The sequence below is a fragment of the Streptomyces sp. NPDC048590 genome (assembly GCF_043199535.1).
Classification (GTDB): domain Bacteria; phylum Actinomycetota; class Actinomycetes; order Streptomycetales; family Streptomycetaceae; genus Streptomyces.
In genome coordinates this window covers 376659-395348 of the sequence record NZ_JBICWC010000006.1, presented here as the reverse complement: position 1 = coordinate 395348, position 18690 = coordinate 376659, and the positions used below count along the sequence as shown (strand labels likewise).

Below are 18690 nucleotides of genomic sequence, written 5' to 3'. Positions count from 1 at the left end.
ACATACAGCCATTTGCTCGAAAACATGGACAGTACTCTTTACTCTCCATTACGATCCGTTTACGGAGAGTTGAGAAATCCCGCCATTGTGCCCACCGCCGCACGCCGTGACCCACGGCCGCCGTCACTCGAACACCGCGACCGCGCTGCCCCGGAGGAGACGGGAACATGTCTGCCTGCGCCCCTACTCGCAACGACCACTCATCCCACAGTCCGCACTCGTCCTCGGCCTCGGGACTCAAGCGTCCCCACAGCCCGCCACCCGGCCGAAGCCGCTTCCGTGTCTCAGGAGCGGACCTGTCAGCCTCGATCACCGTCTTCCTCATCGCCGTTCCCATGTCGCTCGGTCTCGCCGTCGCCATGGACGCACCACTCGCCGCGGGCCTGGTCTCGGCGGCGATCGGCGGCATCGTCGCCGGATCTCTGGGGGGCACACCCCTCCAAGTCAGCGGCCCTTCCGCCGGACTGACCGTCGTCACGGCCGAGTTGATCCAGATCTACGGGTGGCGCACCACCTGCGCGATCACCATCGCCGCAGGTCTGCTGCAGATCCTTCTGGGCTCGCTGAGAGCAGCCCGTAGCGCCCTCGCCGTCAGCCCCGCCATCGTGCACGGCACCCTCGCGGGAATCGGGGTCGCCATCGCTCTCGCCCAGCTGCACATCGTGCTCGGCGGAGCACCGCAGAGCTCGGCACTGGACAACGCCCTCGCGCTGCCCGCGTCCGTCGCGCGGTTCGAGCCGGCCGCCCCGCTCATCGGGGCACTCACGATCGCTCTCCTCGTCGCGTGGCCACGCCTGCCCGGACGGATCGGAGCGTCTCTGGGCAAAATTCCCGCCGCCCTCGCCGCCGTGGCGATCGCGACGGCCGTGGCGGCGGTGGCCACTCCCGGAATCGCCAGGGTGGAGCTTCCCTCGTGGCAGTCCCACGCACTGCCCGAGTTGCCCGAGGGACCAGTGGCGGGCCTGGCCGCCGCGGTGCTCACCGTGATGCTCGTCGCCAGCCTCGAGTCCCTTCTCGCCGCGGTCGCCGTGGACAAGCTGGCCTCCGACCGGGCCAGCGCCGCCCCGAAGGACGGATCGGTACCCACTCCCCTGAGACGGGCCGATCTCGACCGTGAACTGCGAGCCCAGGGCGTGGCCAACGCACTCTCGGGAATGGCCGGAGGACTGCCGGTGTCGGGCGGGGCCGTCCGCAGCTCCGCGAACGTACGGGCCGGTGCACAGACACGGGCCTCCACGGTGCTGCACGGCATCTGGGTGCTGCTCGCCGCCATGCTGCTGGTCACAGCGCTGGAGTGGATTCCGCTGGCCGCGCTGGCAGCGCTCGTGATGATGGTCGGCATCCAGATGGTCAACTTCGCCCACATCCGCAAGGTCCACAAGCATCGCGAATTCCTGGTGTACGGCGCGACCATCAGCGGTGTGGTGCTCGTCGGGGTGCTCGAGGGGGTGGCCATCGGCATCGTCGTCGCGGTGGCCGTCGCCCTGCACCGACTGGCACGGACGCGGATCACCGTGACCGAGAAGGACGGCAGCTATCTGGTCGCCGCTCGTGGCCAGTTGACCTTCCTGGCGGTGCCTCGGTTGAGCCGCGTCCTCGGACGGATCCCGCACGGATCCGCCGTGGTGGTCGAGTTGGACGGCTTCTTCATGGACCACGCGGCATACGAGGCCATCCAGGACTGGTACGCGGCGCAGGCCGCGACAGGCGGCCGGATCGAGTTCACCGGGCGCTCCGGCGGCCGTATCGCCGAACCTGCGTCGGCAGCACACTCCTGTTGCCGCCCGTGGACGCCGTGGCGGAACCATCACTGCCACGACAACGGCGTGCAGGAGGTCGTCCCAACCGTGGCGGGGGCTGTCTCGCACCCCGTGACGATGAAGGCTCCCGCCACCGGACCTGAGGATTCCCCTCGCGCCCGGCGGGGCGCCCATCGTCTCCTCAGCGGTCTCAGTTCATTCCAGCGGACCACCGCCCCGCTGGTACGCGAGGAGCTGGCACGGCTCGCCGCCGAGGGCCAACGTCCCTCTCAGCTGTTCCTCACGTGCGCCGACTCCCGCCTCGTGACCAGCATGATCACCGCCAGCGGCCCCGGCGACCTCTTCACCGTGCGCAACGTCGGAAACCTGGTACCGCCGCCGGACGCCGAGGGCGAGTCGGGCAACGACGACTCGGTCGCCGCCGCCATCGAATACGCGGTGGACGTGCTCGGGGTCGAGTCCATCACCGTCTGCGGCCACTCCGGATGCGGCGCGATGCAGGCCCTGCTGGGGGCGGGTCAGGAAACACCCACGACGCCCCTGTGGCGTTGGCTTCGCCACGGTCTGCCGAGCCTGGACCGGATGCGCTCCCGTCACCATTCCTGGGCCCGCATCGCCGGGCGCATGCCCACCGACGCGGTCGAACAGCTCTGCCTGACCAACGTGGTCCAGCAGTTGGAACACCTGCGTGCGCACGAGTGCGTGGCACGCAGACTGGCGGCCGGCACCCTGCAGCTGCACGGCATGTACTTCCACGTCGGAGAGGCACAGGCCTATCTGCTGACCGAAGGTGCCAGTTCCGGGACGGGGCCGGACGAAGTGTTCGCCCGCGTCGCGCCCGGAGCCGAATGGGAGGAGGCGGAGCTGGACACCGACTCCCTCGACCGGCTCACACCCGGCGCCGCAGTCGGGGCCTGAACCACTCCCCTCCCCGGTCCGTGAGACCTTGTGGTCCCGCTTCCGTCGGGCTCGCCCCCGCGCAGGAAGCGGGACCTGTGGCTCCGTTCACGAGACACAGGTCTAAACCAATTTCCGGCAGGCACTTGTCACCTGGCCCGCAGCCTGATGAGCTGTCCTCCGGGACACAACGGACACCCTGGGAATGGGAGATGTCGTGAGCAACGAAAGCCTGGCCAATCTGCTCAAGGAGGAGCGGCGGTTCGCACCGCCTGCCGATCTGGCCGCGAACGCCAACGTGACAGCACAGGCGTACGAGCAGGCCGAGGCGGACAGGCTGGGCTTCTGGGCCGAGCAGGCCCGTCGCCTGACCTGGGCCGAGGAGCCGACCGAAACGCTCGACTGGAGCAACCCGCCCTTCGCGAAGTGGTTCGCGGACGGCAAGCTCAACGTCGCGTACAACTGCGTGGACCGCCACGTCGAGGCGGGTAACGGCGACCGGGTCGCGATCCACTTCGAAGGCGAACCCGGCGACAGTCGCGCGATCACCTATGCGGAGCTCAAGGACGAGGTCTCCCGTGCGGCCAACGCGCTCACCGAGCTCGGGGTCGGCAAGGGGGACCGGGTCGCCGTCTACCTGCCGATGATTCCGGAAGCCGCCGTCGCGATGCTGGCCTGTGCCCGCATCGGCGCCGCGCACTCGGTGGTCTTCGGGGGCTTCTCCGCGGACGCGATCGCCGCCCGGATCCAGGACGCCGACGCCAAGGTCGTGATCACGGCGGACGGTGGCTACCGGCGGGGCAAGCCTTCAGCGCTCAAGCCGGCCGTGGACGACGCCGTCTCACGCATCGACACCGTCGAGCACGTACTCGTGGTCAGGCGCACCGGTCAGGACACCGCGTGGAACGAGGGCACGGACGTCTGGTGGCACGAGATCACCGCCAGGCAGTCGGCCGACCACACGCCGGAGGCCTTCGAGGCGGAGCAGCCGCTCTTCATCCTCTACACCTCGGGCACCACCGGTAAGCCGAAGGGCATCCTGCACACGTCCGGGGGCTACCTGACCCAGGCGTCGTACACCCACCACGCCGTCTTCGACCTCAAGCCCGAGACCGATGTGTACTGGTGCACCGCGGACATCGGCTGGGTGACCGGGCACTCGTACATCGTCTACGGTCCGCTGGCCAACGGTGCGACCCAGGTCATGTACGAGGGCACCCCCGACACACCTCACCAGGGCCGCTTCTGGGAGATCGTCCAGAAGTACGGCGTCACGATCCTCTACACCGCGCCCACCGCGATCCGTACGTTCATGAAGTGGGGCGAGGACATCCCCGCGAAGTTCGACCTGTCCTCGCTGCGTGTTCTCGGTTCGGTCGGTGAGCCGATCAACCCCGAGGCCTGGATCTGGTACCGCAAGCACATCGGCGCGGACTCCTGCCCGATCGTGGACACCTGGTGGCAGACCGAGACGGGGGCGATGATGATCTCGCCCCTTCCGGGGGTCACGGCGACCAAGCCCGGATCCGCGCAGCGCGCCCTGCCCGGCATCTCCGCCACCGTCGTGGACGACGAGGCCAACGAGGTACCGAACGGCGGAGGGGGCTACCTCGTCCTCACCGAGCCGTGGCCGTCGATGCTGCGCACCATCTGGGGCGACGACCAGCGTTTCATCGACACCTACTGGTCACGGTTCGAAGGCAAGTACTTCGCCGGCGACGGCGCCAAGAAGGACGAGGACGGCGACATCTGGCTGCTGGGCCGGGTGGACGACGTCATGCTCGTGTCCGGCCACAACATCTCGACCACGGAGGTCGAGTCCGCCCTGGTGTCGCACCCGTCGGTCGCCGAGGCCGCCGTGGTCGGTGCCAACGACGAGACGACCGGTCAGGCCATCGTCGCGTTCGTGATCCTCCGTGGCACGGCAACCGCGTCCGACGACCTGGTCGCCGAGCTCCGCAATCATGTCGGCGCCACACTGGGCCCGATCGCGAAGCCCAAGAGGGTCCTGCCGGTGGCAGAGCTGCCGAAGACCCGGTCCGGCAAGATCATGCGGCGCCTGCTGCGCGATGTCGCCGAGAACCGCGAGCTGGGTGATGTCACCACGCTGACGGACTCCTCGGTCATGTCCCTCATCCAGACCCAGCTGCCCTCCGCCTCCTCGGAGGACTGAGGACGGCAGAGAAGGGCGCCGAGGGCGAGGGCGTCTGAGGGCGACACCTTGCCGGTGACCCCCTTGAGACAGCCGACAGGGGCATCCGGAAGAGATCCGGGTGCCCCTGTCGGCTGTCCGGGCGCGGAGGGCCCGCCAGATGATCACCTGACCGGGACCGGATCCCGCCTCCGGAGCTCGCCCTCACCGGGCGGCGGCTCTCGTCTCCGGATACGTTTTCGATGCCCCAGGTAGAGTGAACTTTCAGCCAACGGGCACGTCTGTACGAGTGCCTCGGCATGGCGCTCGGACCGCTTCGTCGGTCCGGGCGAAGAACCACAACCGCAGAGAAAACTCCACAGGGGCGCCGGGAAGTCTGGTCGGCATGTGAGTCCGTCATGCCACCACCGCATCAACCCGACCCCGGAGGTTCGCCCAGTGGCCCCGCCCACACCCTCGTCCGAGCGCCGCAGCACCCTGTTCGACAGGCTGCCACTGCCCGAGCGCAACTACGTCGCGGAGGCGCTGCGCACCGAGACGGTCGGCGGCGTCATCCTGCTCGTCGCTGCGGTCGCGGCGCTGATCTGGGCCAACACGGCCGGCGCCAGTTATCACTCCGTCAGCCACTTCCACTTCGGCCCCGCGGCCCTCGGGCTGGACCTCTCGGTCGCCCACTGGGCCGCCGACGGCCTGCTCGCCGTCTTCTTCTTCGTCGCAGGCGTGGAACTCAAGCGCGAACTGGTCGCCGGTGAGCTCCGGGATCCCCGCGCGGCTGCCCTGCCCGTCGCCGCGGCGCTCTGCGGCATGGCCGTACCCGCGGTCGTCTACACCCTGACCACGGTGATCGGCGGGGGTTCCCTGTCAGGCTGGGCGGTCCCCACCGCCACCGACATCGCCTTCGCTCTCGCGGTCCTCGCGGTCATCGGCACGTCCCTGCCGGCGGCGCTCCGCGCCTTTCTTCTGACCCTCGCCGTCGTCGACGACCTCTTCGCCATCCTCATCATCGCGATCTTCTTCACCGAGGGCATCAGCTTCCTGGCGCTCGGCGGCGCAGTGGTCGGGCTCGTGCTCTTCTACGTGTTGCTGCGCGCAGGAGTGCGGGGCTGGTACATCTACGTTCCGCTCGCCCTGGTGATCTGGGGCCTGATGTACAACAGCGGTGTCCACGCGACGATCGCCGGTGTGGCCATGGGACTCATGCTGCGCTGCACCCGGCACGAGGGCGAGGAACACTCGCCAGGTGAGCACATCGAACACCTGGTACGTCCCCTGTCGGCCGGCGTGGCAGTTCCGCTCTTCGCCCTCTTCTCCGCCGGAGTCACCCTGAAGGGCGATGCCCTGGCAGGCGTCTTCACCCGGCCCGAGACACTCGGCGTGGTACTGGGTCTGGTCGTCGGCAAGACGATCGGTATCTTCGGCGGCACCTGGGTCGTCACCCGCTTCACCAAGGCCCAGCTGAACAAGGACCTGGCCTGGGCGGACGTCTTCGCCGTGGCCACGCTGGCGGGAATCGGCTTCACCGTCTCCCTGCTCATCGGGGAGCTCGCGTTCGACGGCGACGACACCATGATCAACGAGATCAAGGCCGCGGTTCTCATAGGTTCACTGATTGCCGCCCTGTTCGCCGGTGTACTGCTCAGGCTGCGGGTACGCAGATACAGGACGCTGTACGACGCCGAGGAACTCGACGAGGACGAATCGGGGATACCCGACATCTACGAGCAGGACGACCCCGAGTACCACCGGCGCATGGCAGTGATCCATGAGAGGAAGGCCGCCGAGCACCGGCGCCTTGCCGAAGAGGCGGGGGCAGCGAGCAACAAGCCGGACAGTCCGGCATGATCTGACATCGGATGTACGGAAGACGAGAGGGAGTCAGGGATGAGCGACCCCGGCAACTACCCGGGCAGCACCGACCGTAGCCTCGGGCAGCTGTTCGCCTCGGCAACGGCCGAGATGTCCGCGCTGGTTCACGACGAGATCGCCTTGGCGAAGGCGGAGGTGCGTCAGGACGTCAAGCGCGGCGTGATCGGCAGCTTGGCGTTCGTCGTCACAGCCGGGCTGCTGATCTTCGCGATCCCGATGCTGAGTTTCGCCGCGGCCTACGGGATCCACAACCTCGGCCTCGGACTCGCCTGGTCGTTCCTGATCGTCGGGGGCGCGTACATCCTGCTGGGCCTCCTGCTCGCCCTGTTCGGGTACGCCAAGTTCAAGAAGGTCAAGCCGCCGGAGAAGTCCATCGCGTCGGCCAAGCAGACCGCGGCCGTGCTCCAGGGCGTGAAGCCGCACCCACGCCCCGTCGCCACCGCTCGTGCCATCGAACAGGCGCAGGGCAGCACCCTCGCGGACAAGGCCATCGAGAACCGTCCGGTCACGGACAAGGCGCTCCCTGTGACACGCTCGTCCGCATGACCGATCCCGACTTCAGCGCGTACGGCCCGGTGGGGCCGCTGGCACCGTCTGCGGCGTCGGGCGGCCCCGTCCGCCTCGACGGCCCCTGGACCCACCGCGACGTCGCGGCCAACGGTGCGCGCTTCCACATCGCCGAGCTCGGTGACGGGCCCCTGGTGCTGCTGCTGCACGGGTTCCCGCAGTTCTGGTGGACCTGGCGTCACCAGATGACGGCCCTGGCCGACGCCGGGTACCGCGCGGTGGCGATGGACCTGCGTGGAGTCGGCGGCAGCGACCGTACGCCCCGGGGCTACGATCCCGCGAACCTGGCGCTGGACGTCACCGGGGTGATCCGCTCGCTCGGCGAGCCGGACGCGGCCCTCGTGGGGCATGACATGGGTGGCTATCTCGCCTGGACGGCCGCGGTGATGCGGCCGAAGCTGGTGCGGCGCCTCGTGGTCTCCTCGATGCCGCATCCGCGCCGCTGGCGGTCCTCGATGGTCGCGGACTTCGCGCAGTCCAGGGCCGGTTCGCACATCTGGGGCTTCCAGCGGCCCTGGGTACCGGAGCGTCAGCTGGTCGCGGAGGACGCGGCGATGGTGGCTCGGCTGATCCGCGACTGGTCCGGCCCGCGTACGCCGGAGTTCCCCGACGACAGCACTCTGGACGTCTACCGGCGCGCGATGTGCATCCCGTCGACGGCGCACTGCTCGATCGAGCCGTACCGGTGGATGGTGCGTTCTCTTGCCCGCCCGGACGGCGTGCAGTTCAACCGGCGGATGAAGCGCCCCGTGCGCGTACCGACTCTGCACCTCCACGGCTCCCTCGACCCGGCGATCCGCACGCGCAGCGCGGCTGGTTCCGGCAGGTACGTCGAGGCGCCTTACCGATGGCGACTTTTCGACGGTCTGGGGCACTTCCCCCACGAGGAGGATCCGGCCGGGTTCTCGACCGAACTCATCAACTGGCTCAAGGATCCCGAGCCCGACAGGTAGCCGCTGCGCACACCTGTCCGACGAACAGCCAATTGCCTGCCGCATAAGCCAATTGGCCGACTCGCGCGCGATTACCGACCTTGGGTCACGGGCAGACGTCGGGGTATGGGCTGGACGCGCGACTTCAATGACGTAGCACGCAACCGCCGCTCGACCGCTCTTGCTGGTCCGAGCACTCCTGAGGGGGACGGCTCACTGAGCCGGGTGCATGAGGTGAACGATTTCCACGAGCTCAGGCTCGGCATTCCGCGCATTCTCCACCGCCGGGCCCGCTGGGTGTCGGCGCGGCTGCGCCATCCTCGTGGATGACGTAGGAGAGACACAACGACACAGCGTCGGGTTCAGGCCCCGGGCCGGCGGGTCCGGGGCCTGTCCGTGGCATCCGTACGACGTGAGCGGGGCCTCCGTCAGGCGGTCCGCGATGTGCCGGTCGGCCCACGCCTGACCGCCGTTCCGGAAGCGGGCGGTCAGGGCGGCTCCGTCAGAGCGCGCAGCCCTGGCTGTCGACCTCCTGGGCCGCGGACCTGCCGAGCTCGATGTCCTGACGGATCTCGTCTGCGGTCAGCGCGTAACCCGTGTCCGGGTCGTCGAGGGACTTGGCGAACACCACGCCGTACACCTTGCCGTCAGGGGTGAGCAGCGGGCCGCCGGAGTTGCCCTGCCGCACGGTCGCGAAGAGTGAGTACACGTCTCGGCGTACGGTGCCCCGGTGGTAGATGTCCGGGCCGTTCGCGTCGATCCGGCCCCGGATCCGCGCGGAGCGTACGTCGTACGCGCCGTTCTCCGGGAAGCCGGCGACGATGGCGCTGTCGCCGCTCCCCGCGTCGTCATCGGTGCCGGTGAAGCGCAGGGGCTGGGCGTCCAGGTCCGGGACGTCCAACACGGCGATGTCCCGCTGCCAGTCGTAGACCACGACCTTGGCGTCGTACAGCCTGCCCTCTCCCCCGATCTGGACGGTCGGCTCGTCGACACCTCCCACCACGTGGGCGTTGGTCATCACCCGACGGTCGGAGAAGACGAAGCCCGTGCCTTCGAGGACCTTGCCGCAGCCCGGTGCCATTCCGACGACCTTGACGATCGACTTCTTGGCGCGTTCCGCGACAGGGCTGCCGACCAGGGCCGGGTCGGGAGGATCGACCTCGGTGATGGGCTCGTTGGCGAAGGGGCTGAAGACCTGCGGGAAGCCGTTCTGCGCCAGGACGGAGGAGAAGTCCGTGAACCAGGTCGAGGCCTGATCGGGCATCACCCTGGACACCCCGAGCAGGACGGAGGAGCTTCGGACCTCCTTGCCCAGCGTGGGCAGCGAGGTCCCCGCCAGCGCGGAGCCGATGAGCCAGGACACCAGGAGCATGGCCACCACGTTGACCAGGGAGCCGCCCGTGGCGTCCAGGGCTCGCGCCGGTGACCAGGTGATGTGACGCCGGAGCCGGTTGCCGAGGTGGGTGGTGAACGCCTGTCCCACGGAGGCGCACACGATCACGATCACGACCGCGACGATGGCCGCGGTGGAGGAGACCTCCGCGCCGTCGGTCACCTGGTCCCAGACGACCGGCAGCAGGTAGACGGCCACGAGGCCGCCGCCCAGGAAGCCGATCACGGACAGGATGCCGACGACGAAGCCCTGGCGGTAGCCGATGACCGCGAACCACACGGCGCCGACGAGCAGCAGGATGTCCAGCACATTCACCGTCTATAGCCTCGCAGATTCGTCACCTGGCCCGTCCGGTACGACGGGGTCCGGGCCAGGCCCGGAACAGCGCAGCAGAGGAGTCAGCCTGTCATGCGCGCCAGTCGAGCGGCACCTGTCTGGTCCTGTCCCAGGGGCGTTCCCATCCGGCGTAGTGCACAATCCTGTCGATCACACCGGCGGTGAATCCCCAGACCAGCGCGGATTCGACCAGAAAAGCGGGGCCTCGGTGGCCGCTCGGATGAACAGCGGTGGCCCGATTCTCCGGGTCCGTGAGATCCGCCACGGGAGCCGTGAAGACCCTGGCCGTCTCGGCCGGATCGACGGCGCCCACCGGACTGGGTGTGTGCCACCAGCCGAGGACAGGGGTGACGACGAAGCCGCTGACGGGGATGTAGAGCCGCGGGAGCACCCCGAAGAGCTGGACTCCGCTCGGGTCGAGCCCGGTCTCCTCCTCGGCTTCGCGCAGCGCGGCTCTCAGCGGTCCGGTTGTCGTGTGGTCGCCGTCCTCCGGGTCGAGAGAGCCCCCCGGGAACGACGGCTGACCCGCGTGGGCGCGCAGTGTGCCCGACCGCTCCATCAGCAGGAGTTCCGGGCCGCGCTCCCCCTCGCCGAACAGGATGAGTACGGCCGACTGGCGTCCGGCGCCACTCTCCGGGGGCAGGAAGCGGCTGAGCTGCCGGGCCTTGACAGTCCGCGCCGCCCGGGCGACGGGCTCGAGCCAGGCGGGCAGGCCGTCGGCGGAGACGGCGAGCGCGCTGTCGCGGCGGGCCGCCGTCCCGGTGGTGGCCGCTTCGGCTGCGGCCCGTCTGCTCCGTGCGTGCGTCATGAGCACCCCCGTCGTTGCAACGCCTGTGGCCGGCCGTTTCGTTCCGCCCGGGGCGGCCTCGATTCGTCGCACATGCCCGGCCGCGGGTGGTCCACGGGCCTGGCGGGAGTGCGGGTCACCCTGCTCCCAACGGCGGGGCGGGGCTGCCCGGGTAGTCCGGGGGCGGACTGAGCCGCTGGCCCGGCCGGCCGCCCATCTCGTACTTCAGCAGCTTCTTCGCCTTCACCGGGTCCGTCTCGCCCTCCCCGTAGGCGGGGCAGAGTGCGGCGATCGGGCAGGCGCCGCAGGCGGGCTTGCGGGAATGGCAGATGCGGCGGCCGTGGAAGACGACACGGTGCGAGAGCATCGTCCACTCGCTCTTGGGGAAGATCGCGGCGATCTCCGCCTCGACCTTCTCCGGATCCTCCTGCTCGGTCCACTTCCAGCGGCGCACCAGCCGGCCGAAATGGGTGTCCACGGTGATGCCCGGGACGCCGAACGCGTTCCCGAGGACGACGTTGGCCGTCTTGCGCCCGACACCGGGCAGCTTCACCAGATCCGCCAGCCGCCCCGGCACCTCCCCGCCGAAGTCGTCCCTGAGCGCCGCCGACAGGCCCATGAGGGAGCGCGCCTTGGCGCGGAAGAAACCGGTCGGCCGGATGATCTCCTCCAGCTTCTCGGGTACCGCGGCGGCCATGTCCTCCGGCGTCGGATACGCGGCGAAGAGCGCGGGGGTGGTCTGGTTGACCCTCAGGTCGGTGGTCTGGGCGGAGAGAACCGTGGCCACCAGCAGCTCGAAGGAGTTGCGGAAGTCCAGCTCCGGATGGGCGTACGGATAGATCTCCGCCAGCTCGCGGTTGATCCGGCGGGCGCGGCGGACCATCGCCAGGTGCGACTCCGGCTTCGTGGCCGTCGCTCCGGTGGCTGTACCGGAGCGCTTCTTCGCCGGCCCTGCGGAGTCCTTCGCCCGGTCGCCGGACGGCTTGGCCGACGCCTTGCCGGCGGAGCGTTTCACGGCTTTCGCACCACTGCGTACACCCTGTTCGCCCACAGCGGAATTCTTGTCCTCCGACACCCCATCAGCCCCCTCGGCCTGCGCTGTCACCGGCGATCCGGACACTCGCCCAGCCTAGAGCCAGGGACCGACATCCACCCCTGCCGCCACCTGCCCACGCCCAATCGGCCCCCTGCCGTAGGGTCCGGCACGCCCGTGCGTCAAACTGGTTTGTGATCGATCGCACTGTTTTACCGTCCGGCATCATGGAAACCACGCTTCCCTGAACAGGCCGACAAGGAGAGAACTCGTGGACGACGTTCTGCGGCGCGCCCCGCTTTTCGCGGCGCTCGATGACGAGCAGGCCGCGGAGCTCCGCGCCTCGATGAGTGAGGTGACCCTCGCGCGCGGCGACGCGCTGTTCCACGAGGGCGACCCGGGCGACCGCCTGTACGTGGTCACCGAGGGCAAGGTGAAGCTCCACCGCACCTCTCCCGACGGACGGGAGAACATGCTGGCCGTCCTCGGCCCCGGCGAGCTGATCGGTGAGCTGTCGCTCTTCGACCCGGGCCCGCGTACGGCGACCGCGTCCGCCCTGACCGAGGTCAAGCTCCTCGGTCTCGGCCACGGAGACCTGCAGCCCTGGCTGAACGCGCGCCCCGAGGTGGCCACCGCGCTGCTGCGCGCCGTCGCCCGCCGACTGCGCAAGACCAACGACCAGATGTCCGACCTGGTCTTCTCCGACGTGCCCGGCCGTGTCGCCCGCGCACTCCTCGACCTGTCGCGCCGCTTCGGTGTGCAGTCGGAGGAGGGCATCCACGTCGTGCACGACCTGACGCAGGAGGAGCTGGCCCAGCTGGTCGGCGCCTCCCGCGAGACGGTCAACAAGGCCCTCGCGGACTTCGCCGGCCGAGGCTGGCTGCGGCTCGAGGCACGCGCCGTGATCCTGCTGGACGTCGAGCGGCTGGCCAAGCGCTCCCGCTGAGGCCCTCCCGGCCGTACGGCGACGCCTTCGCGGGCGGCCGCCGTGGCCGGATGTGCACACCGCTAACGCCTGAGGCCCCACCGGTCGGTGGGGCCTCAGGCGTTAGCGGATACGGCCGCCCCTGCGATCCGGCCCGGTCAGATGAGACCGTGCTCGCGCAGGTACTCCATCTGGGCCCGCACCGACAGCTCGGCCGCCGGCCACAGGGAGCGGTCCACAGCGGCGTAGACCACTGCCACCACCTCGGAGGGCGTCAGGTGGCCCGCCTCAACGGCCGTCTCGACCTGGGCCAGGCGATTGGCCCGGTGGGCCAGATAGAACTCCACCGCGCCCTGTGCGTCCTCGAGCACCGGTCCGTGCCCCGGGAGGACCGTGTGCACGCCGTCGTCGACCGTCAGCGAGCGCAGCCGCCGCAGGGAGTCCAGGTAGTCGCCGAGCCTGCCGTCCGGGTGCGCGACGACGGTCGTGCCACGCCCGAGGATCGTGTCCCCCGTCAGCACCGCCCGGTCGGCCGGCAGGTGGAAGGAGAGCGAGTCGGCCGTGTGTCCCGGGGTGGGGACGACCCGGAGCTCCAGTCCGCCCGTGGTGACCACGTCGCCGGCCGTGAGCCCTTCGTCGCCCAGCCGCACCGCCACGTCCAGGGCACGCACCTTGGTACGCGTGAGCTCGGCGAACCTGGCGGCGCCTTCCGCGTGGTCCGGGTGGCCGTGGGTGAGCAGGGTGAGGCCGACGCGCCTGCCCGACCTCTCGACCGTGTCGAGGACCGCCCGCAGGTGTATCTCGTCGAGAGGGCCCGGGTCGATCACGACCGCCAGGTCGGAATCGGGCTCCGCCACGATCCAGGTGTTCGTGCCGTCCAAGGTCATCGCCGAGGCATTGGGCGCCAGGACGTTGACGGTCCGCGTGGTGGCGGGACCGGAGAGCACACCGCCACGCGGCTGTCCGGGCAGTGCCGCCGCGTCGCTCATCAGAAGCCTCCGTCCGTGGCGTCGTCCCGCCCGGGGGCGCCGACCGCGGTCGTGGAGGCGGATCCACTCCCGGTCCCCGTCCCGACGTGCTTCGTGAACTCCTCGTGCCCGGGCCAGCTGAGCACCAGCTCGTCACCCTCCATCCGGGCTTCTGCAAGCACCGGGGTGAGGTCCTGGGAATCAGCCGCCTTCATCGCCTCGCCGACCGTCCTGCAAGGCGTCAGAGCCCGCAGGGTCGCCACGGTGGGCGGCATCATCAGCAGTTCGCCCCTGTCGTAGCCGTCGGTGGCCTCGGAGGGCCGGATCCACACCGTCCGGTCCGCCTCGCCGGAGGTCTTCAGGGTGTGCTGCCCTTCGGGGAGCGCGGCCACGAAGAACCAGGTGTCGTAGCGCCGCGGTTCGAACGCAGGGGTGATCCAGCGTGCCCACGCGGCCAGCAGATCGGAGCGAAGCACCAGGCCGCGGCGGTCGAGGAAACCGGCGAAGGACAGCTCATGGGCGACCAGGGCCTCCCGGTCGGCCTCCCAGTCGGCGCCCGTCGTGTCGCTCACGACGCTCTCGGCGGTGGGTCCGGCCAGCAGGACGCCCGCCTCCTCGTACGTCTCACGGACGGCGGCGCAGACCACCGCCTGCGCCTCCGCGGTGGTCGCGACTCCCAGGCGCTCGGCCCAGGTCTCCAGGGAGGGACCCGCCCACCGCACGAGCTGGTCGTCGTCACGCGGATCGACCCCACCACCCGGATAGGCGTACGCGCCCCCGGCAAAAGCCATGGAGGTCCTTCTGCGGAGCATGTGGACCTCGGGAGATGCCGCGCCCGGCCCCGGTACGTCCCGGAGCAGCATCACGGTGGCCGCCCGCCTGGGGGTCACGGCTGTGAGCTCGCCGCTGGCGAGGGCCCGGATCCGGTCGGGCCATTCCGGTGGGTACCACTGACCGTTGGACATGGCCGGAGGCTATCCGGAACCGCGCCGATGTTCGAGGGGCTGCTGGTTCCGGCGTCCGGCCAGGTCACGTGGACGGCCCCTCCGGTCCCGCTCCGGCAGGCGTCGCACGCCGGGTCCCCGACGAACTGATCCCGCCCGGTCGGAACCGGACGGGATCAGGACGGGAGACGTAATGACTCGGGCGTAGGCGCTCAGGCGTCGACGAGCTCGACCTGTACCTCGACCTCCACAGGCGCGTCCAGCGGCAGCACCGCGACGCCCACGGCGCTTCGGGCGTGCACGCCCTTGTCGCCCAGGACCGCGCCCAGCAGCTCGCTCGCACCGTTGATCACGCCGGGCTGACCGGTGAAGTCGGCGGCCGAGGCGACGAAGCCCACGACCTTCACGACCCGCGCGATCCGGTCCAGGTCACCGGCGACCGACTTCACGGCCGCCAGGGCGTTCAGCGCACAGGTCCTGGCCAGTTCCTTGGCCTCGTCCGCCGTCACCTCCGCACCGACCTTGCCGGTCACCGCGAGCTTGCCGTCCACCATCGGGAGCTGGCCGGAGGTGTAGACGTACACCCCGGACCGCACAGCGGGCTGGTAGGAGGCCAGCGGCGGCACGACGTCCGGGAGGGTGAGTCCGAGTTCGGCGAGCTTCGCCTCGACCTCGCCCGCCACTACGGCTTCTCCCTCTTCAGGTAGGCCACGAGCTGCTCGGGGTTGTTCGGGCCGGGAACGACCTGGACAAGCTCCCAGCCGTCCTCGCCCCAGGTGTCCAGAATCTGCTTGGTCGCGTGCACGAGAAGGGGCACGGTCGCGTATTCCCACTTGGTCATGGGCCCGACTGTAATGCCTGGCACACGCGACCTCGTGCGTAGCCTGCCTGCCGACTGGTTAGGCTCGATGACGTGAGCAGGTTCCAGGTCGTCAGCGGCAAGGGCGGGACCGGTAAGACCACGGTCGCCGCCGCACTCGCGCTCGCCCTCGCGACCGAGGGCAGGCGCACTCTTCTCGTAGAGGTCGAGGGCCGGCAGGGCATCGCCCAGCTCTTCGACACCGAACCGCTCCCGTACGAGGAGCGCAGGATCGCCGTGGCTCCGGGCGGCGGTGAGGTGCACGCCCTGGCCATAGACGCGGAGCGGGCACTCCTGGACTACCTCCAGATGTTCTACAAGCTGGGCAGCGCCGGCAGGGCGCTGAAGAAGCTCGGGGCCATCGACTTCGCCACGACCATCGCCCCGGGTGTCAGGGACGTCCTGCTGACCGGCAAGGCCTGCGAGGCGGTGCGCCGCAAGGACAAGCAGGGCAGGTTCGTCTACGACCACGTGATCATGGACGCTCCGCCCACCGGCCGCGTCACGCGCTTCCTCAATGTGAACGACGAGGTGGCCGGACTGGCAAGGATCGGCCCCATACACAACCAGGCGCAGGCCGTGATGCGGGTCCTGAAGTCCCCCGAGACCGCGGTCCATCTGGTGACCCTGCTCGAGGAGATGCCGGTCCAGGAGACCGCGGACGGCATCGCCGAACTGCGCGCCGCCGAACTCCCCGTGGGACGGATCGTGGTGAACATGGTGCGCCCTCATCTGCTCGACGAGGACGCGCTGCGTGCGGCGTCGGGAGGCCGCCGCAAGGAGATCGCGAAGACCCTGACCGGCGCGGGCGTGAAGGCCTCCGCCGGGCTGGTCGGACCGCTGGTCGAGCAGGCCGCGGAACACGCCCAGCGCGTCGGCCTCGAGCGGGAGCAGCGCGCGGTGCTGACCGGGCTCGGGCTGCCTATGGCCGAGCTCCCGCTGGTGGGCGAGGGAGTGGGTCTGCCGGCGCTGCGCGAGCTGGCCGAGGAGTTCCGCAAGCAGGGTGTCGGCGACGAGGGCGCGGACGCGGCGGGCCAGGGGCCCGGGGGCGGGAAGCGCGGTTCCGGAAGAGGGGTGGAGGCATGACACCGGGCACCGGTATCGCGCAGGATCCGGAGACCGCCGGCGCGCCGGGGCTGGAGACCGACCTGCTCCTGGACGACCCGGGGATCCGGATCGTCGTCTGCTGCGGCTCCGGCGGCGTCGGCAAGACGACGACCGCGGCGGCGCTGGGCGTACGGGCGGCCGAACGTGGCCGCAAGGTCGTCGTACTCACCATCGATCCCGCCCGCAGGCTCGCGCAGTCCATGGGCATCGACCGGCTGGACAACGTCCCGCGCCGGGTGGACGGCATCGAGGGCGAGGGCGAGCTGCACGCCATGATGCTCGACATGAAGCGCACGTTCGACGAGACGGTCGAGGCGCACACCGATGCCGAGCGGGCCCGCGCCATCCTCGAGAACCCCTTCTACCAGTCCCTGTCGGCCGGCTTCGCGGGCACGCAGGAGTACATGGCGATGGAGAAGCTGGGTCAGCTGAGGGCGCGCGACGAATGGGACCTGATCATCGTCGACACCCCTCCGTCGCGTTCCGCGCTGGACTTCCTCGACGCACCGAAGCGTCTCGGCTCCTTCCTGGACGGGAAGTTCATCCGCCTCCTGATCGCCCCGGCGAAGATCGGCGGGCGGGCCGGGATGAAGTTCCTCAACGTCGGGATGTCGATGATGACGGGCACGCTGGGCAAGCTGCTCGGCGGGCAGTTCCTGGGCGACGTACAGACCTTCGTCACGGCGATGGACTCCATGTTCGGCGGATTCCGTACCCGCGCCGACGCGACGTACAAGCTGCTCCAGGCTCCCGGTACGGCCTTCCTCGTCGTGGCGACACCCGAACGTGACGCACTGCGCGAAGCCGCGTACTTCGTGGAGCGGCTGGCCGCCGAGGACATGCCGCTCGCCGGGCTGGTGCTCAACCGGGTTCACGGCAGCGACGCTTCCCGGCTCTCCGCGGAGCGAGCGCTGGAGGCCGCAGAAAATCTTGAAGGCCCCGGCATTGTGGATCAGACGGCCGGGAAGGCTGGCTTTGGTGACCCGGCGGACCCGGTGGCCGCCACCTCTCCCGAAGCGCCGGAGTCCCCCCTCTCCCGCGAGCACGACGCGTCATACCCGCACGAGCCGCCACAGCAGGAGCCGCCACAGCGCGACCGCAAGCCGCACGACGCCGAGCAGCGCGGCCGGAAGTCCTCCCGTCCGCCCTCGGACGGCGCTGCCGAACCGCCCGCAGCAGCAGGGCACGACACCCATGACACGGAGGCAGAATCCACCGAGCTGTCCGTCGAGCAGTTGACCGCCGGCCTGCTGCGTCTGCACGCCGAACGGATGCAGGTCGTCGCGCGCGAGCAGGACACACGTGACCGCTTCACCACGCTCCACCCCGAGGTCCCCGTGACCGAGGTGGCCGCACTGCCGGGTGACGTGCACGACCTCTCGGGCCTCAGGGCCATCGGGGAACGGCTCGCCACCGGGACAGCGTCCGGCCCGGCCGGGGCTGCCTGAAGCGACGCACGAGCGGGACTCCGCCGGTTCTCCCGGCGGACCTCACTCGGCGGACCTCACCCGACGGCGGCGAACGTCTCGCGCAGGTCGTCCTCGTGCAGTTCGTCCTCGAGGCCCACCGCTGCGGGCAGCATGCCCGTTGAGCGCTCGTATTCGCTGCGCGCGGTCTCCAGCAGCCGACGCCAGGACGTCACGGTGGGCCGCCGCCTCAGCAGTGCGCGGCGTTCCCTCTCCGTCATTCCGCCCCACACGCCGAACTCGACGCGGTTGTCCAGCGCGTCGGCCAGGCACTCGGTCCGCACCGGACATCCGGTGCACACCGCCTTGGCCCTGTTCTGCGCTGCCCCTTGTACGAACAATTCATCCGGATCGGTAGTGCGGCAGGCTGCCTGCGCACTCCAGTCGGTTACCCAGCCCATGCCGGCGCCGTCCTCTCCCGAATCGAGGCTCCCCCACGGCGGCAGAGGCATATTCACCCCTGCCAGTTGAGGACGTTACGGAAGGTGGCGACAGCACAACACCCCCTTCGGGCCCAATCTTGAATGGCCCGAACGGACTATGCGTACGCGCCAGATCACCCAGGGGAGTGATGCGAGGACATGCGTAACCATCCCGAATAAATTGGGGCGGAATACCCAATTCGGAACGGACATTCAGCGGCAGATGAGGCGAATTCGGGGGCGCCTCGGTGGTTGGCTGAATTCCGCAGTGGGCGG

At 69.8% G+C, this 18690-nt stretch carries 17 protein-coding genes; 9 read left to right on the top strand and 8 right to left on the bottom strand.

The genetic code is table 11. The features are described from left to right. The first annotated feature begins 167 nt into the window (after window positions 1-167). The 6 genes from ACGFNN_RS20240 (at window position 168) to ACGFNN_RS20215 (ending at window position 8504) form a co-directional block, all read left to right on the top strand. Window positions 168-2678, top strand: coding sequence for a SulP family inorganic anion transporter (locus ACGFNN_RS20240; RefSeq protein WP_393557560.1), 2511 nt, complete (start codon window positions 168-170; stop codon window positions 2676-2678). Window positions 2679-2862: 184 nt separating this feature from the next. Then, the gene (gene acs / locus ACGFNN_RS20235) at window positions 2863-4830 is read left to right on the top strand and encodes an acetate--CoA ligase (protein WP_393557558.1); all 1968 of its coding nucleotides are present in this window, start codon (window positions 2863-2865) and stop codon (window positions 4828-4830) included. A gap of 417 nt (window positions 4831-5247) precedes the next feature. Beyond that, the gene (nhaA, locus tag ACGFNN_RS20230) at window positions 5248-6651 is read left to right on the top strand and encodes a Na+/H+ antiporter NhaA (protein ID WP_393557556.1); all 1404 of its coding nucleotides are present in this window, start codon (window positions 5248-5250) and stop codon (window positions 6649-6651) included. A 39-nt stretch (window positions 6652-6690) separates the two neighbouring features. Beyond that, the gene (locus ACGFNN_RS20225; protein ID WP_393557555.1) at window positions 6691-7221 is read left to right on the top strand and encodes a phage holin family protein; all 531 of its coding nucleotides are present in this window, start codon (window positions 6691-6693) and stop codon (window positions 7219-7221) included. Further along, a complete protein-coding gene (locus tag ACGFNN_RS20220; protein ID WP_393557553.1) occupies window positions 7218-8195 on the top strand; it encodes an alpha/beta fold hydrolase in 978 nt (325 codons plus the stop codon). The genes ACGFNN_RS20225 and ACGFNN_RS20220 overlap by 4 nt, the downstream gene beginning before the upstream one ends. A gap of 105 nt (window positions 8196-8300) precedes the next feature. Then, the gene (locus ACGFNN_RS20215) at window positions 8301-8504 is read left to right on the top strand and encodes a hypothetical protein (RefSeq protein WP_362546243.1); all 204 of its coding nucleotides are present in this window, start codon (window positions 8301-8303) and stop codon (window positions 8502-8504) included. Between the two features lie 172 nt (window positions 8505-8676). On the opposite strand, the gene ACGFNN_RS20210 is transcribed toward ACGFNN_RS20215, so the two are convergent. The 3 genes from ACGFNN_RS20210 to nth form a co-directional block, all read right to left on the bottom strand. Beyond that, a complete protein-coding gene (locus tag ACGFNN_RS20210; RefSeq protein WP_393557551.1) occupies window positions 8677-9882 on the bottom strand; it encodes a MarP family serine protease in 1206 nt (401 codons plus the stop codon). A gap of 91 nt (window positions 9883-9973) precedes the next feature. Next, a complete protein-coding gene (locus ACGFNN_RS20205) occupies window positions 9974-10711 on the bottom strand; it encodes an NUDIX hydrolase (RefSeq protein ID WP_393557549.1) in 738 nt (245 codons plus the stop codon). Between the two features lie 115 nt (window positions 10712-10826). Continuing rightward, window positions 10827-11765 carry an endonuclease III gene (gene nth / locus ACGFNN_RS20200; protein WP_393557547.1) on the bottom strand — a complete coding sequence of 313 codons (939 nt, stop codon included), beginning with the start codon at window positions 11763-11765 and terminating at the stop codon, window positions 10827-10829. 229 nt (window positions 11766-11994) lie between these two features. On the opposite strand from nth, the gene ACGFNN_RS20195 reads away from it, so the two are divergent. Then, the gene (locus ACGFNN_RS20195; protein WP_031090867.1) at window positions 11995-12669 is read left to right on the top strand and encodes a Crp/Fnr family transcriptional regulator; all 675 of its coding nucleotides are present in this window, start codon (window positions 11995-11997) and stop codon (window positions 12667-12669) included. 137 nt (window positions 12670-12806) lie between these two features. Here the strand turns inward: ACGFNN_RS20195 and ACGFNN_RS20190 are convergent, their stop codons facing one another. The 4 genes from ACGFNN_RS20190 to ACGFNN_RS20175 all read right to left on the bottom strand — a co-directional run bounded on the left by ACGFNN_RS20190 (window position 12807) and on the right by ACGFNN_RS20175 (window position 15401). Further along, entirely contained in the window at window positions 12807-13637 is an 831-nt protein-coding gene (locus ACGFNN_RS20190; protein WP_393557545.1) for an MBL fold metallo-hydrolase, read from the bottom strand. Further along, complete coding sequence (locus tag ACGFNN_RS20185; RefSeq protein ID WP_393557543.1) at window positions 13637-14581, bottom strand: NUDIX hydrolase; 945 nt, start codon at window positions 14579-14581, stop codon at window positions 13637-13639. The genes ACGFNN_RS20190 and ACGFNN_RS20185 overlap by 1 nt, the downstream gene beginning before the upstream one ends. Window positions 14582-14772: 191 nt before the next feature. Further along, window positions 14773-15243 carry a RidA family protein gene (locus tag ACGFNN_RS20180; RefSeq protein WP_393557541.1) on the bottom strand — a complete coding sequence of 157 codons (471 nt, stop codon included), beginning with the start codon at window positions 15241-15243 and terminating at the stop codon, window positions 14773-14775. Further along, window positions 15243-15401 carry a DUF4177 domain-containing protein gene (locus tag ACGFNN_RS20175; RefSeq protein WP_019992579.1) on the bottom strand — a complete coding sequence of 53 codons (159 nt, stop codon included), beginning with the start codon at window positions 15399-15401 and terminating at the stop codon, window positions 15243-15245. Before ACGFNN_RS20175 ends, ACGFNN_RS20180 begins: the two co-directional genes overlap by 1 nt. Before the next feature lie 72 nt (window positions 15402-15473). On the opposite strand from ACGFNN_RS20175, the gene ACGFNN_RS20170 reads away from it, so the two are divergent. Next, entirely contained in the window at window positions 15474-16505 is a 1032-nt protein-coding gene (locus ACGFNN_RS20170) for an ArsA family ATPase (protein ID WP_393557539.1), read from the top strand. Further along, window positions 16502-17974 carry an ArsA family ATPase gene (locus ACGFNN_RS20165; protein ID WP_393557537.1) on the top strand — a complete coding sequence of 491 codons (1473 nt, stop codon included), beginning with the start codon at window positions 16502-16504 and terminating at the stop codon, window positions 17972-17974. The genes ACGFNN_RS20170 and ACGFNN_RS20165 overlap by 4 nt, the downstream gene beginning before the upstream one ends. 56 nt (window positions 17975-18030) lie before the next feature. On the opposite strand, the gene ACGFNN_RS20160 is transcribed toward ACGFNN_RS20165, so the two are convergent. Beyond that, complete coding sequence (locus ACGFNN_RS20160) at window positions 18031-18393, bottom strand: WhiB family transcriptional regulator (protein ID WP_362546215.1); 363 nt, start codon at window positions 18391-18393, stop codon at window positions 18031-18033. Window positions 18394-18690: the final 297 nt, after the last annotated feature.

Coding starts and splice junctions, on each gene's coding strand:
- ACGFNN_RS20240 (WP_393557560.1), top strand. CDS start 168: ATGTCTGCCTGCGCCCCTACTCGCAACGACCACTCATCCCACAGTCCG.
- acs (WP_393557558.1), top strand. CDS start 2,863: ATGGGAGATGTCGTGAGCAACGAAAGCCTGGCCAATCTGCTCAAGGAG.
- ACGFNN_RS20225 (WP_393557555.1), top strand. CDS start 6,691: ATGAGCGACCCCGGCAACTACCCGGGCAGCACCGACCGTAGCCTCGGG.
- ACGFNN_RS20220 (WP_393557553.1), top strand. CDS start 7,218: ATGACCGATCCCGACTTCAGCGCGTACGGCCCGGTGGGGCCGCTGGCA.
- ACGFNN_RS20215 (WP_362546243.1), top strand. CDS start 8,301: ATGGGCTGGACGCGCGACTTCAATGACGTAGCACGCAACCGCCGCTCG.
- ACGFNN_RS20205 (WP_393557549.1), bottom strand. CDS start 10,711: ATGACGCACGCACGGAGCAGACGGGCCGCAGCCGAAGCGGCCACCACC.
- ACGFNN_RS20190 (WP_393557545.1), bottom strand. CDS start 13,637: ATGAGCGACGCGGCGGCACTGCCCGGACAGCCGCGTGGCGGTGTGCTC.
- ACGFNN_RS20185 (WP_393557543.1), bottom strand. CDS start 14,581: ATGTCCAACGGTCAGTGGTACCCACCGGAATGGCCCGACCGGATCCGG.
- ACGFNN_RS20175 (WP_019992579.1), bottom strand. CDS start 15,401: ATGACCAAGTGGGAATACGCGACCGTGCCCCTTCTCGTGCACGCGACC.
- ACGFNN_RS20165 (WP_393557537.1), top strand. CDS start 16,502: ATGACACCGGGCACCGGTATCGCGCAGGATCCGGAGACCGCCGGCGCG.
- ACGFNN_RS20160 (WP_362546215.1), bottom strand. CDS start 18,393: ATGGGCTGGGTAACCGACTGGAGTGCGCAGGCAGCCTGCCGCACTACC.